Source organism: Bradyrhizobium sp. WSM4874 (assembly GCF_055811835.1).
This window is the reverse complement of sequence record NZ_JBVVPR010000067.1, coordinates 14,019-27,151: the sequence shown is the minus strand read 5'-3', so window position 1 is coordinate 27,151 and position 13,133 is coordinate 14,019. Positions and strand designations below refer to the sequence as shown.

The following is a 13,133-nucleotide window of genomic DNA, read 5'->3' as shown; positions in this document are numbered from 1 at the left end:
GTGGGCTGCGGAGTCTCCCACCCCGCAGGGGCAACAGGCGCGCGTGACGGACTCCACCCGTCACTCTTGGCGCACGAATGAGACAATGGCTACCATCGGCACCTTCACCTCCACGGGCAACGGCTTCTCCGGCGCCATCAAGACGCTCAACCTCAACGTCAAGGCCAAGCTGATCCGTGTCGAGAGCCCTTCCGACAAGGGACCGCACTTCCGCATCTACTCGGGTAACGTCGAGCTGGGTGCTGCCTGGCAGAAGACCGCCAAGGACACCGAGCGCGACTACCTCTCCGTCAAGGTGGACGATCCGAGCTTCCCCGCTCCGATCTACGCCACCCTGACCGAGGTCGAAGGTGCGGAAGGTCTCCAGCTGATCTGGTCCCGGCCGAACCGGGACTGAGGCTCAGCCAGTGGGCTCCGCCGCAAGGCGGGGCCCACTCCCTTCGACTGGAGATGCGATCATGACCATCGACACCATTGAAGAGTTACGCGCCGAGCTGCGCGGATGCGTATTCACGCCGGCGGAGCGCAAGGCGCTCGAAGTCGAACTGGCCGAACTCATCCGCCAACGCAACGAAGCGCTCGCAGCCGAGGAGGGGGTATAAGCCCCCTCCATTTTTATGAATCCACCGGACGGATCGATTCATTTTATCAATAGGCCCATTGCACCGGAAATACCGCGCACCGTCCTATTGCCGGATTGAATCTCTCCTCGATGGAGGCTTCGCCATCGGGGCGCGCGGGTCGCAATGCCTAGTTGCAACAGTGGCAGTCCCCGATCACAACAGCCGCCCGGAAAAGATCGGCTCCAAATTCAAAGGTTCCAGCGACTCTTACGGCCTTACCTGCTTGGGCGAGCCCCTTCGGGGACGGCTCTACTCGCGCCGCCGCGGCGACGCTCCCGGAGCCCACAAGCGGTCTCCGCGCCTTCGCGTGACGATCCTCTTGCGAGCCCCTCGCGGAGCGACCAGCAACGAGCACAATCCCAGTTCGCGCCCAGAATTTCCCTCCATGGCTATGGGCTGCCCTGACTCTTGTGGCAGGGGATTCGCTGGACGAATTCCGGGATCGTTCCGGTGACCGGATTCACAATCGTCTGTTGGTTCAAACCAACATTCCCCAGGACATCATGGACAAGGACATGGCTCCCACACCGTCAGATCCATCTCGGACCTTAAGATGAAGACCATTGTCATCAACAATCAAAAGGGCGGGGTCGGCAAGACGACGCTTGCGGTGCATTTGGCCTGGTTCATGGCGGAAGCGGATCGCCGCGTTCTCGTGATCGACGTTGATGCGCAGAGCAATGCGTCGGATACGTTGAGGCACTACGCCGGTTCAACGTTGGCCGCGGATCTGTTCAAGCCAGGCATGCGGGTCGTACCTCGGGAAGACGAAGGCCTAACGCTCGCGGCAGCCGATAGCTCGCTGACTGATCTTGATCGCAGCAGTGCGGCCGCCATAACGACTCTGCAAGAGAACCTCGCGATCACCTCGGATCAGTTCGATGCCTGCGTCATCGATACGCCGCCATCACTTGGGCTGCGCAGCGTCGGCTGTTTGGTTGCGGCGTCGCATGTGCTCGCCCCCATCTATCTGGAGGACTATTCGATCAAGGGCGTCAAAGGTCTGATGCAGACCGTGATCGGCGTGCAGAGGCGCTATGGCCGCCAGGACACGAAGTTCCTCGGGTTGCTGCCTTCGAACTTCAATACGAAATCGCCCCGTCAAAGGACCCATCTTGAGCAACTCTTGCGCGAGGCGGGCAAATATGTGTTTCCGGGCCAGATCGTTGCAAGGGACGGCTACGCTGAGGCCGTTGCGGAACGCCTGCCGGTCTGGAAGCTGAAGCGGCGCTCTGCCCAGGAGGCTGGTCGGGAAATCCGCGATGTTCTCGCCAAGATCGTCGCGCAGATGGACGAGACGGCCCATGGCGCTTGATCTCAGCTTTAAGCAGCTCATCGCCGCCGCCGAAGATGGTGCCGCCGCAACCGGGCAACCGATTTGCATCGCCATCGACCGTATTGACGAAGATCCAGACCAGCCTCGTCGCAGCTTCGACGAACAGAAGCTCGAGGAGCTTGCGGAATCAGTCCGTCAGCATGGCGTGCTGCAACCGATCGTGCTGCGGCAAGCGACCGTGGAGGACCGGTACGTGATCATCATGGGTGCGAGGCGGTATCGTGCTGCCATGCGCGCCGGCCTCCATGACATCCCCGCCTTCATTCATGCCGTTGGGTCTGCAGATCGTTATGTTCAGATGATCGAGAACATCCAGCGCGACGACCTCAATGCCCCCGAAATTGCGGCGTTCATCGCGGGCCGCTTGGAGCAGGGTGACAACCAAGCGGACATCTCGCGCAAGCTCGGCAAGCCGAGGGACTGGGTGTCTCGCTACGCGTCGGTACAGAGCATGCCGGAGTTTCTCCGATCGAAGCTTGCCGGCTCATCAATCCGTGCTGTGTATGAACTCTACCAGGCTTGGCGCGAGCAGCCCAACGCCATCGAGACTTTGTGCGCTGCACAGGAGAGCTTTACCGACGCCCACGCCCGTCAACTGGCTCGCAAAGTTCGTGCGGAAGTCCGTGGTTCCCCTGCTGATGGCGAGGGGCTGCCTGGAGCTCAACCCGCACGAAGCCCGATCGCACCGCAAGTGGAATTGCGACTCAGGGAGAGCGACCGCGTGACGGCGATCGCGGAAAAACTCTCCAACTCTTCGGTCGACCGGAGTGCGCGAATGAGCACATCACTGACGATCAGAGTGCGTCACCAAAACCGCACTGGCTGTCTTCTGGTCGATCGACTCGCGGCTCAAGGCTCACGCCATGCCGTGCTGCTGATCGATGGCGCAGAAGAAGCGGAGGAGGTTCCAGCATCGACCATCACAATCGAAGAGATTCTGTTCGCATGAAGCTGGTCTTAGACAGCCTCCGCAGAAACGCTGCCACGGTTGGCGCGCCGGCGGAGCGGATTTCCCATCCGAAGGATGGCGCGTTAGCGCAGCAGCCGGAGGCCGAACGCGCCCCCCACAGCGCTGTAGAGAGGCCGGAGGCTGCTGGAAAGCCGCGGCCCACATATTCGGTGCCAGTATTGCCGACCTGCACGCGCGCGGTTTGTGGAGCACAAGGATTGGGGCCGACGGCCGCGTCATTCCCGGACGAATTCTCCGTCGCGCTCGTCAGCTGGGTTGGATCCCACCTGGGGCAACTCCCGAGCTTTCACTGCCGAGCCTGTTGGTTTGAACCAACGTGGAGGGGGTGGAAGGATTCGCACTTTCTAGTGCAGGATAGGCTTCGCGCCAGCGATGTATTACATCGCGATTGGGATTGGAGTGCATGGCTCTGATCTCGCTTCGCGTCTCCGACGAAGTTGCGGCGGAATTCTCAGCTCTTGCAGCTACTCAGGGCGGCAAATCCGCGCTGCTGCGGCGTCTCATTGCTGATGCCCTAGCTGCACCAGCGCCGCGCATCTTGGCGTTGCCGGTCGGACGGCCGGAAAAGGTGACGGTACGATTTCGCGAGAGCGAGATGCGGCAGCTCGCGGAAGTGTCACATCAGCGCGGCATGAGCCGAACCGGCTGGATCGTCGCATTGGTGCGCTCGCGGTTAGCATCACCCGTGCAGCATTCCCCAGGCGAGCACGAAGCGCTTCGCGCGATCGTTCGCGAGCTCAACCGGATCGGCGGCAACATCAACCAGATCGCGCGCGCGGCGAACGCCAGTGTGCTGCAGGGCAGGGCGGTTGAGGCCGATCTGTCCGCAATTCAAGAGGCCAAACTGGTCATCGAAAAAGAGCTGGCGCAACTACGTCATGCGCTGAATGGCAACGCGGACTATTGGGAGGGGCGGCGATGAGTCGGCGCAATTCGCCGCGGCCAACCGACCTGGCCTCAGAACTTCCGCCGATCTCGTATGTCTGGGAAACGCCTAATCGGCGCCCGCGGCGGGCCGAGTGGGATATCCCCGACCCGGCCGCTCCGGGCCGCCTTGCGCCGGCGATGCGTGCAAAGCTCGAACGTATCGTACGCCGAGCACCAGAGGTGATGGTCAAGATCACCGGTCGCACCAAGGACGTGGCGCATCTCAAGTCACACCTCGCATACATCACACGAAACGGCGAGCTCGATGCGGAAACAGAGCAGGGCGCGACGCTGGCGGGTCGTTCCGGATTGAAGGATCTGCAGCAACGCTGGGAAGATGATGCCAGTCTCGACGGCAAGCGCCGCCGTGATGCATCGCTTTCGATCAACATCATTCTGTCGATGCCGGCCGGTACCGATGCCATCGCAGTCAAGGATTCAGCTCGGGCATTTGCCATCGAGACGTTCGGAGATAATCACGACTACATCTTCGTCCAGCACCTCGACGACAAACATCCCCACGTTCACTTGACCGTTCGGTCCCTCGGCCAGTACGGCAAGCGCCTTAATCCCCGCAAGGCGGATCTTCAGGCCTGGCGGGAGCGGTTTGCTGGTGAACTCCGGCTGCGCGGTATCGCGGCGGAGGCCACGCCACGGCGCACCCGCGGACGAGTGCGAAAGGCGGATCGAGGGGCGGTTCTCGCGATGCGCAAGCGTAAGATCACGCCCGAGGTCGATCGGCTCGCCCGTAAGGAGGTGCTTTCGGAGGTGAGGGATGGCAGGGCTGCCAAGCATCCTTGGGACGAACAGATTAAGTCCCGTCAGCACGCGGTCAGGCGGCGATACCTCGAGTATGCGGCCGAGCTAGATCGCTCTGGAGCGGCGGCAGATCAGGAGTTATCGCGCCAGATTCGGCGATTCGTTAAGGAGATGCCTGATGTCGAGACTCGCCGGCATGCGTTGAAGAATGATCTTTCGCACCTTGCCAATACCAGGCAGCGCGGCGTGGAGCAGGGCGTCGATGCAGACGGGCACGACACAACACGAGGCAATGAGCGAATCAGATAAGTGAGCGTGGGAATCACAATCCTGGGGGTCCGGGGTTCGAGTCCTTCTCCCGCTACCAAGTAGAATGGGCGTTTTCAGCGCTCCGCGCCTAAGGGACATCTCCGTACCACGCTTCGTACCACAGATTTTCCGCGCATCGGCGCTTGATGCGCGCGCAAAAGATTGTCATTTCAAGGGTTCCATGGAGTCGCGTTCATGCTGTCTCGCTTTCATGGTCTGGACCGACGCGCGGTTCGGCATACCCCGCGCGACACCTGTCGATCGCCGCGGGCTCGAGCACGCCCCTTGGAGGCCACCGGAGGACTTCCGGGGATGGCGTAGCGCATCGAGCCAGACTTCCTAAAGAAGGCTGCCAAACAATCGCCGAACCTCATCGACGTCCTCGGGTTGAGGCCGCTTGCTTGGGGTAATCGGCTGGTAATCGTCTTCGGCATCGTCCCGCGAGCTGCCGACCCGCTGGATTACGACGTTGAGTTTCTTGATAGCCTTCTTGAATACCTGGTGGTGCGATTTCTGGATCTCGCGCAGGCTGTCTCTCATGTACTCAAGGTCGGACAGCTCGTCATAGCTGTTGAGCTCGTCATAGACGCCCTTCCGTCGATAGAGATCGTAGGCAAGATCGAATTTTGCCTCATCCTCCGCGTCCCAGGGCGGGGAGCTCGAGCGATAGTCGAAGGTGGCCTGCCATTCGCTGGTTCGGGCATCCGATAGCTGCACCAGAACCGTATCCATCAGGGCGCGACGAAGCTTGTCGCCACCATTGTTGAAAACCCATTCGGATTTCTCGAGTGTTCGTAGGACGTCGAGCAGCCATGGAATATAAAAGCTGAATGTCTTCCGCAAATGTTCGTGGGATACAGCCATGAGCGCCAGTATGTCGTGCGACCTGGTATCCTCGGCCCACTGGACGATCGTCCGCAAGCGTTCGGCTGGCGTGTCGTCGATATAGGTGCCGACGCCTTTGCCACGCCTGTCGTAGTCCCAGCGGATATGAGGGGCTTCAATCACGCGTTTCAGCGCTTCGACGACATGGCCGCCAGGCATCAATGTCTTGGCGAGAGCGTTTGCACCGTCCAGTCCCTGCAGGTCCCGAAGCGTACGCAGCTGCGAGAACCGACTGGCCGATTCCACGATGTCCCGGGCATAATCGCCGTTTGTCTGCAGCAGCCTCTGCATGAACCCGCGGATCGACGGATTGAGGAAGCTGACCTTCTGCTCTGATATCTGTAGGAAAGAGTTCTCAAGCTCGTTCAGGGCCCTCCGGAAGTCGTTGGCCGTAGTCGCGAAATTGTATTTTCGCGACTTGAACTGATGCAACGCCTGCCAGGAAGCTTCGAGCACCTCGGTTTCCGTGCCCCAGCGCAAGAGCGCGAGGGTGAACAGCAGGCTGCGTCCGGCCTCCGAGATCTGATGCTCGAACGCATGGGACCAGATCTCACGGGGATCGTTGAGCAACGCGCGGACATGATGCTGGTAATTTTCCGCCGGGACGGTCTTGACACGGGCATAGCCGGACAACCACTCGACCAAGCGCGGATTAAAGTTCCGATGCCGCACCACCTCGAAGTAGAATTCGTCCTGTAGAATGGCAGTCTTATATTCGACCGGAAGATCGCTGAAGTAGAGATGGTTGTAGAGGATGCGGGCCTTCTGCCCGAACGAATAGTCGCTCAGCTCCAGCAGAAAGTGATGGCTGATCAGCGAGCCGTGACTTAGCTTTTCGGACGTACTCATCGCCGTGCGCAAGATGTGCTCCCGCGTCGTCAGGATGAACCGACTTGCCTGCGACATCCGTATCGCCTGCATGAAGTGGATCAGCGCGGCGTCCTGGTTTCGGGCCAGCAGTTCGGGCCGTTGCGCCAGGAACGTTTGACCCAGGAAGTCGTCGAAATAGAAGATCTGCTTGGCATGGCCGTCGAACAGGCGTTTGCCCTCGTCGATGCCGCCTTCGATGACGACGGGCTCGAAACCCTGTTCGAGATGCGCAAATAGCAGCATCTCGGCGAGCGTGGTCTTGCCGATGCCCGGCTCTCCCGAGATCACCACGACACGGCTCTCCTGGAGTATCTGCTGGGCACGCGGGAAGGCATCGTTCTGGACGAAAAGCGGTACTTTGCGACTGACCCGGTCGACCTCGAACTGGGTTTGGGCGTGTTCGGCGTTGTGCAGGACACGTTGCAGCACGGCCGTGCTGGTCAGCCAGAGTTTGAAATTGACGGTCTCAACCTTCTTATGCCGGCGCAAGAGTGCATTGATCCTATCGCGATGAAAGACGTCCGCTTGCCGCTTCAGATAAGGCTTGAACAATTGAACAAGCGCCTTCGTGTTCGCCGGCGTCAGCCCGAGCGACGTGAAGAGAACGTAGCGTTTCGGCGCAAGCGCGCGGACTTTCGGTAGTTCCTCCTTCTTGAGATGCGCGAGCAGCTTGGCGAAGGTCGAATGCGGCTTGTGCTTGCATTGGACGATCGTTTCCTTCTTCGTGTCGGAGAAGGCCCGAAGATCGATGCCGGCATCGGGACCGGACGTGAAGATTTCGAGATCCGTCTTCCATTCCGCCTGAAGCAGATCGAGCGCGAGTTCTTCGAAATCAAAGGCAGAGAGCCTCGTGAAATCGTAGGCGGGCATAGCAAGCTACCTGCTGTGCAATGTGGCATAGAAGCGCTTCTGCGCGCCCGGTGCCGGCTCGTATCTGAAGCATTCCTGGTAGTTATCGATGGCCTGCATGACGCCCAGCAGTGCCGGTGCGGAGAACGCCTGTGTCTGACCCGTCGCCCAATGCGAGACGAAATTGCCGATGATCGTCGCCGAATGCATCTGCAACGCCTGCTTTTGTGCCGGGGCGAGGATCAGACTGCCCGCGCGGTCCTCTAGTTCGACCGCGGCCTTGATGGCGTTGAGATATTCCCCGGGGGTTCGCTTGTCGTCACCGAAGGCGAGGTCGGGTGGCACCGGAATCCGGCATTTGTCAATGACGGTCTGCAGGACATATTCCAGATATTGACGCAGGCGAGGGGCTGCGTCGGCGACACGCCCCTGGTTCAGAAGAGTATTGGTCGCATCTCGGACCTTGTTGACCGCGCCGGACTGCAACAGGACAGCCGTGTGCGCCGTGCCCTCGAGGCGTTGGTGCGACCAAGCGGGCGAGCCGGAATGCTTGTTGAACAGCTTTTCGAGCAACGTATCGTGACTGAGCAGGATCACTTGCGGTCCATCCGCCTGCAGGGGCCGCGCAAACTGGGTACGTATGACTTCGACGAGATGGTGCTGGTGTCCAGCGTCGAAGCTCGATGTCACGTCGTCCAAGACCATGAAGCGGGGTGATCCGCCGTAGAGCGATGCTGCGGCCAGATAGACCGAAACAGCAAATGCATTGCGATAACTTTCCGACAATAGCGCTTGGGCCGACACGTCACGAAGGGACCAAAAGGTGCCTAACCCGATCGTAAGATCTTCGGTTCCCGCCGGTTTACGCAGAATGGGCGTCACTGGACTGAACATGATCTGGTTAAACAAGGTCTGACAAAGGGGTTCGACACGGGCGAGGCGAGCAGCCGCCATGTTGGATTCAGCGAGTGAGAAGGTCGCGCTCGCCTTGTCGAGGAAGGCCTTCAGCCGGGTCACTCGTTGCGCGCGCGCAGCGAGGTTCATTGCCTCGCTTTCGGCCGTTTCGAGCGAGATCCAGCTGCTTTGCAGCCTTTGTGCGGCTTCGATGGCGCGCGTCACGCTCACCAGCGAAGCAGGCATGGTACGCGACAGCGCTGCCGTTTCGTCGGAAAGCCGCTGGATTTCGCTCTGAGCCTGGGCGCGAATTGTAGCGAGATGCGAGGCAAGGGCCGCGACCTCGGAACCACCGATGGTCCCCTCTTCGCCGGAACGTTTGAGCCGCCCAAGAAGCAACGCCTCCTGATCGCCAATTGTCAGCTTTTCGAGCTTCTCGAGGTCGGACCAGCCTTTGGCTGCCCATTCGCTCGCGAGCTCCGTCGTTGCGGCCTCGACCTCATCATAATGCGCGAGTTGTGCGCGCACGTGATCAAGTACTGAGATCGAGTGCTCGATCCCGCAGGTCGGGCATAGATTGGCCGATGACCAACCCTCCGCCGACATCACCTCATCACTGATCTTGTAGAGTCGTTGCAACGGCTCACCGGAGGTCGCGGCGAGAGCCTGTTCCCGCTTCTGTGCGAACGCTTGGAGCGTGACGACGTCGGCTGCGGTTGGAGCCGCCTTGTTTGCAGCCTTCCAGCGCGCCTCGGTCTGGAGCAGGCTGGCGAGCCGCTGCTTGTCCGCGCCGCCCTCGGCCGCGTTCACGGCAGCATGGCAATTTTCGCCGCTGATCTGCATGAACGTCTTGCCACCGCATTCCGACGTCAGGGTCGGGATCGCCTGCAACGCTGCATGGCAACGCGCATGCGCATCGATCGAGCTCGTGCCAGGTACCAGCTTCTCCAGAACGAGCGCCTCGTAGTCGGTCGCGATGGCAGTTCGTGCCGCGGCAATGGCCCGGTCGAGGCCCGACTTCCTCGCCGTCTGAGCACTGGTGTCGAAATGTGTGTTGAACGATCGCGTTTGACAAAGCTGCTGAAGCTGCTGGCGCAGTGCGGAATAGCGGGCCAGTCCCAACAGGCCCGAGAAGGCGCGACCTCGGTTGAGCGCGGTCTCGTCTATGAAGCTCTCGAAGGTCTGTCGGTCGAGCAGTACAAATTCCCGATCGAGCTCGGCGAGCAAGGCGTCGGCTCGAGGATGTCCAGCCACGGTTCTCTGTCCGAGCCTATCTCTCGTGATGGTCAATGCGACCGCGGGCGTTCCATCGTCGGGACGCAATCTCAATTTGACGGTGCCGATCCCCGCCGGATGGAAGCGGTTCAAATAATAGTCCTGGCCTCGTTCGGCCTGCAGCAGCTGGTCGAGCTTGTCGATCCTGCCGCGGAGCGCGAAGCTCAAGGCATCATAGATGGAGCTCTTTCCGACGCCGTTCGGTGCCGTAATCGAGCTGACGCAGTCCTGCTTGAATTTAAGGACGAGTGGTGCGCCTTCGTTGTTGATGCCGCGAAATCCCTCGATCTCCAACTCTTCAAGAAACCAACGGACAACTACGGGCGGAGCCGTTGTAGCGGCCGGTGAACTTGTGATCGAGAGCGCCGGAGCGGGAGGTTGGGATGCGGGCGAGGACGAACCGGCTGCAAGGGCCTGCTCCAGTGCATCGAGCAGCTCCCCTCTGTCCTGCGCACCATCGACCAAAGCCGAAAGAAAGCCTTGCAATGCGGGGCCGGCCACCGGATCCAGGTTTGCCAGCTCCCCTGAATAGTTCGCGATGTTCTGGTCGAATGTCGATGCGTCACCGAATGCGAACGCGACAGTCTGCGTCATGGTTGTTCTCCCGCCGCGGTACTAGCATGGCGCTAAGGAACTCTCATCGTATTTGACGAGAGATCACCAAGTTTGCGCTCAGTGAGCTGGCGGCGGCAGAGGCTTCTTCCGCCAAGATCCTTTGGGGTAGAGCCTCTCCTTTCAAGGCGGGGTCGCAATGTTCAAACAAGGTCGTGCAGCCAGGCTACGAGATCCCGACGTCGGCTTCGATATGAAACCGCAGACCTAGAATTTTGTTGCCGGCAGAGAAGGCCTGGCGATCGCCGTGGTGGATGCAAGGTTCAAAGCGTTCGCAGGAGTGTCATAGGTATCGCCGTGCCAGTGAAGTAGGGCGCAGCCTGGCGCAACTTCGAGAATGGCGCTCGCGGCCACGCGATGCGGATAACACGGGCATTCTGCTATTCTACGAATTCGATCAGCTGATCGAGCAGGTCGGCCTGCCGATCCGCATCAATTTCGCCAAAAGTCGGCACCGGCGGTCAAAAAGGACGGCAATGTGCGCCAGCGCGTGGAGAAGAAGCTGGGCCGCTGAAATGGGAAGGCCGGGCTGGCGTTGAGGCTCAGCACCAGCCCCTCTAGTCTGCGGGGCATTCCGGGCAGGTATCACCGATCGAGTTCAGCACGTATAGAACCTCGGCCGCCGCTGCATCAGGGGAGACGCCTGCTGGCGGGTCTCCACGGGCGATGTCAAGGGCCGCTCCCGTGCGTGTGGATCGGTGCGATCTTGCATCCAGCCGTGTTCTTCGCACTCGCGGATGGCGCCCCCTTCCTGGAGTACCTGGATCGCCCATCTGCCCAGTGTCCGTATCGCTGGTCTTCGTTGACGCGTCATCAGCATTGAGGCAGCTCCTGATACGACGAATCCTTATGTCCGTCGTCCGTTTTCCGTTAGCGCAGGGCTGGGGTTCGGAATGACGAGAGGGCAAGTTCCGGCATGCATGTGACCGCGAACGGCGCGCTTCTGGTTACGCGCTTGACGTGAACAGCCGGCCGAAGTTTGCATGCGATCCTAGGCGCTCGGGCGCGGATGCAGTGTAGAGAGGGTAGGGGAGGGATCATCCAACTTTCCGTTCGATCTCGACAGAGTTCTCCAACAACGGGGTATCTAGGCTGGGAATATCCGGCATGGCCTTACCGGCGATTGCCTGCAGGTCGCCGACCATGCCCACGGTCGAATCAATGACGGCCAGGATTTGGGTTTCCCGCTTGGCCCATTGCCGGCCCATAAACTTACGCTCCTTGTCGAGATCCTCGCGCATAGACAACGCGATTTTGATCGTGAGGTCTGGCGCGTTTCTCGCTGCCAGAGGCGGCGACGCTTGCCTGAACGCGTTTGTAGAGGGCAAGCCAGCATTTCGCGGGCAAGTATTTGAAGCGGAAGGTGCAATCCTGAAGTTCAATTGGTCGGGGCCCGTTCAGGTGAATAACGAATTTCCGCTGGCGCCCGACATTCTCCATGAAGACCTGCCGTGGAGGGCGGTCGTTCCGGTCGGCTCTACGCGGCATCTCAGGATCGTTGGATTGGAAGCCGAGGATGATGCTTGGATTGAGGCGGCCGACAGAGTGCCGTGGTACTGTCTGACGGAGCGAATGAAAGACACCTATCGCCGCGACCAGGTGAAGATCTTGAAGCGGGAGATTGAAGGCCGGATCGCTGCCCGACCTTCTGTCGTCGTTCGGTCAAGGTATTAAGGCTGTCAGCTGTCTAGAAACAAGGGACTTGCTTCTTGAAGGTCCTCAGATGATGTCACAGGCGGGGCGTTGGGCAGCCAGCCCCGCAGAGGGGGTATACCGAGACCGACCGGCTCGGACGTAGGGGAAGGCGTTCCCTTTCTGTATTTCAAGGCAGATCTGGCATATATCGCATCAGCTCTCGCACGGGCCAAAAAGTCTGCCCAAAAATGGTCGATCAGTTCGGCAGCCTAGGTGCCTCGTCTGAAACGCCGCTGCAGATCGCCCACTCAAAGGCTATTTAGTCGTGAATAGCGGGTACTCAGATTCTTCTATTGCCGCGCGATCTCATCAACTACAAGAATTGCATCGACAACCATCAAAGCGTGCTCAACCGGTCGGCAAGGGATGTGAGACCATCTGCGCAAATGTCGAACGAGCTCTCCGGCGCGATATCAGGCGCCGCGCCGGGGCCGAATTCGAGAGGGCGCGCAACGAATGCGGTGCGCATGCCGAAGCGGCCCGCCGCTCTCAGATCATATTTGTGGCGCGCAACCATCAAGGTCTGATGCGGCGGATAGCCTAGGAAATCGACGGCGAGCTGGTACACAGCCGGCGACGGCTTGTAGGTCCCGACCATTTCCGCTGTTAGGATCGCTCCGCTGTCAGGATCGCATCGAACGGCAGACCTGCGTGCTTCACGACGGCGACCACCGCGGCCGTTCGGGCGTTCGACAGCGTCGCAGTGATGTAGTGGCGGCGCAGGCGCATCAGCCCTTCGATGGAATCCGCCCAGGGATCAAGCTTGGTCCAGACCGCGTTTAATTCGTCGCGCTCTGGCTCGGTGAAAGAGCCGGCGAGGCCGCGCCGCTCCAAGAGCACATCCAGCGCCTCGCGATAGATGCGGTCGACACGTATCCAGGGCCGCCTGCCTGCGATGACGGCATCCATGGCATTGCAATAGAGATCGCGCCCTTCGGTCGAAAACTCCGCCCATGCGATCGACAATCCTTTGGCGCGATTGAGCTCGGCGCCGGCGCGCAGGACAGGCTGATAGAAGTCAACGCAGATGCCCTGCACGTCGAATGCGATGGCCTTTATGCCCTGAAGTGCGCGATGTTGCAGGCCTGTCACGTCGAACTGTCCGGTCATAGTTCAGGGTTGAGGCCCA

12 protein-coding genes and 2 pseudogenes are annotated in these 13,133 nt (G+C 60.3%); 7 read left to right on the top strand and 7 right to left on the bottom strand.

What is annotated here, in order from left to right; all coding sequences use genetic code 11:
• Nucleotides 1-85 precede the first annotated feature (85 nt).
• From AC0L3P_RS36820 to AC0L3P_RS36795, 6 genes are all read left to right on the top strand, one after another.
• Nucleotides 86-397 carry a DUF736 domain-containing protein gene (locus AC0L3P_RS36820; RefSeq protein WP_473309019.1) on the top strand — a complete coding sequence of 104 codons (312 nt, stop codon included), beginning with the start codon at nucleotides 86-88 and terminating at the stop codon, nucleotides 395-397.
• Nucleotides 398-458: 61 nt separating this feature from the next.
• Nucleotides 459-602 (top strand): hypothetical protein, encoded by a 144-nt coding sequence (locus AC0L3P_RS36815; RefSeq protein WP_473309018.1) that lies wholly within the window; start codon nucleotides 459-461, stop codon nucleotides 600-602.
• Between the two features lie 574 nt (nucleotides 603-1,176).
• Nucleotides 1,177-1,938 carry a ParA family protein gene (locus tag AC0L3P_RS36810; protein WP_473309017.1) on the top strand — a complete coding sequence of 254 codons (762 nt, stop codon included), beginning with the start codon at nucleotides 1,177-1,179 and terminating at the stop codon, nucleotides 1,936-1,938.
• Nucleotides 1,928-2,908 carry a ParB/RepB/Spo0J family partition protein gene (locus AC0L3P_RS36805; protein ID WP_473309016.1) on the top strand — a complete coding sequence of 327 codons (981 nt, stop codon included), beginning with the start codon at nucleotides 1,928-1,930 and terminating at the stop codon, nucleotides 2,906-2,908. Before AC0L3P_RS36810 ends, AC0L3P_RS36805 begins: the two co-directional genes overlap by 11 nt.
• Nucleotides 2,909-3,332: 424 nt before the next feature.
• Entirely contained in the window at nucleotides 3,333-3,851 is a 519-nt protein-coding gene (locus tag AC0L3P_RS36800) for a MobC family plasmid mobilization relaxosome protein (protein ID WP_473309015.1), read from the top strand.
• On the top strand, nucleotides 3,848-4,924 hold the full coding sequence (locus AC0L3P_RS36795) for a relaxase/mobilization nuclease domain-containing protein (protein ID WP_473309014.1): 1,077 nt from the start codon (nucleotides 3,848-3,850) through the stop codon (nucleotides 4,922-4,924). Before AC0L3P_RS36800 ends, AC0L3P_RS36795 begins: the two co-directional genes overlap by 4 nt.
• Nucleotides 4,925-5,263: 339 nt before the next feature.
• Here AC0L3P_RS36795 and AC0L3P_RS36790 read toward each other — a convergent pair whose 3' ends face one another.
• The 5 genes and pseudogenes from AC0L3P_RS36790 to AC0L3P_RS36770 form a co-directional block, all read right to left on the bottom strand.
• Complete coding sequence (locus AC0L3P_RS36790; RefSeq protein WP_473309020.1) at nucleotides 5,264-7,231, bottom strand: nSTAND3 domain-containing NTPase; 1,968 nt, start codon at nucleotides 7,229-7,231, stop codon at nucleotides 5,264-5,266.
• A 141-nt stretch (nucleotides 7,232-7,372) separates the two neighbouring features.
• Nucleotides 7,373-7,549, bottom strand: a pseudogene (locus AC0L3P_RS36785) (restriction endonuclease); the annotation flags it as partial.
• A 6-nt stretch (nucleotides 7,550-7,555) separates the two neighbouring features.
• A complete protein-coding gene (locus AC0L3P_RS36780; protein WP_473309013.1) occupies nucleotides 7,556-10,291 on the bottom strand; it encodes an ATP-binding protein in 2,736 nt (911 codons plus the stop codon).
• A 575-nt stretch (nucleotides 10,292-10,866) separates the two neighbouring features.
• A pseudogene (locus AC0L3P_RS36775) lies at nucleotides 10,867-11,129 on the bottom strand (hypothetical protein).
• 217 nt (nucleotides 11,130-11,346) lie between these two features.
• Nucleotides 11,347-11,556, bottom strand: a complete 210-nt coding sequence (locus AC0L3P_RS36770) for a DUF2130 domain-containing protein (protein ID WP_473309012.1) — start codon at nucleotides 11,554-11,556, stop codon at nucleotides 11,347-11,349.
• Nucleotides 11,557-11,569: 13 nt separating this feature from the next.
• Here AC0L3P_RS36770 and AC0L3P_RS36765 point away from each other — a divergent pair, with 13 nt between their 5' ends.
• Nucleotides 11,570-11,983, top strand: a complete 414-nt coding sequence (locus AC0L3P_RS36765; RefSeq protein WP_473309011.1) for a hypothetical protein — start codon at nucleotides 11,570-11,572, stop codon at nucleotides 11,981-11,983.
• 358 nt (nucleotides 11,984-12,341) lie between these two features.
• Here the strand turns inward: AC0L3P_RS36765 and AC0L3P_RS36760 are convergent, their stop codons facing one another.
• Both AC0L3P_RS36760 and AC0L3P_RS36755 read right to left on the bottom strand, forming a co-directional pair.
• Entirely contained in the window at nucleotides 12,342-12,602 is a 261-nt protein-coding gene (locus AC0L3P_RS36760) for an HAD hydrolase-like protein (protein WP_473309010.1), read from the bottom strand.
• Between the two features lie 8 nt (nucleotides 12,603-12,610).
• A complete protein-coding gene (locus AC0L3P_RS36755; protein WP_473309009.1) occupies nucleotides 12,611-13,096 on the bottom strand; it encodes an HAD family hydrolase in 486 nt (161 codons plus the stop codon).
• Nucleotides 13,097-13,133: the final 37 nt, after the last annotated feature.

What these genes read in the sequence shown, in the direction of transcription:
- AC0L3P_RS36820 (WP_473309019.1), top strand. Translation starts at nt 86, where the DNA reads ATGGCTACCATCGGCACCTTCACCTCCACGGGCAACGGCTTCTCCGGC.
- AC0L3P_RS36815 (WP_473309018.1), top strand. Translation starts at nt 459, where the DNA reads ATGACCATCGACACCATTGAAGAGTTACGCGCCGAGCTGCGCGGATGC.
- AC0L3P_RS36810 (WP_473309017.1), top strand. Translation starts at nt 1,177, where the DNA reads ATGAAGACCATTGTCATCAACAATCAAAAGGGCGGGGTCGGCAAGACG.
- AC0L3P_RS36805 (WP_473309016.1), top strand. Translation starts at nt 1,928, where the DNA reads ATGGCGCTTGATCTCAGCTTTAAGCAGCTCATCGCCGCCGCCGAAGAT.
- AC0L3P_RS36800 (WP_473309015.1), top strand. Translation starts at nt 3,333, where the DNA reads ATGGCTCTGATCTCGCTTCGCGTCTCCGACGAAGTTGCGGCGGAATTC.
- AC0L3P_RS36795 (WP_473309014.1), top strand. Translation starts at nt 3,848, where the DNA reads ATGAGTCGGCGCAATTCGCCGCGGCCAACCGACCTGGCCTCAGAACTT.
- AC0L3P_RS36780 (WP_473309013.1), bottom strand. Translation starts at nt 10,291, where the DNA reads ATGACGCAGACTGTCGCGTTCGCATTCGGTGACGCATCGACATTCGAC.
- AC0L3P_RS36760 (WP_473309010.1), bottom strand. Translation starts at nt 12,602, where the DNA reads ATGGTCGGGACCTACAAGCCGTCGCCGGCTGTGTACCAGCTCGCCGTC.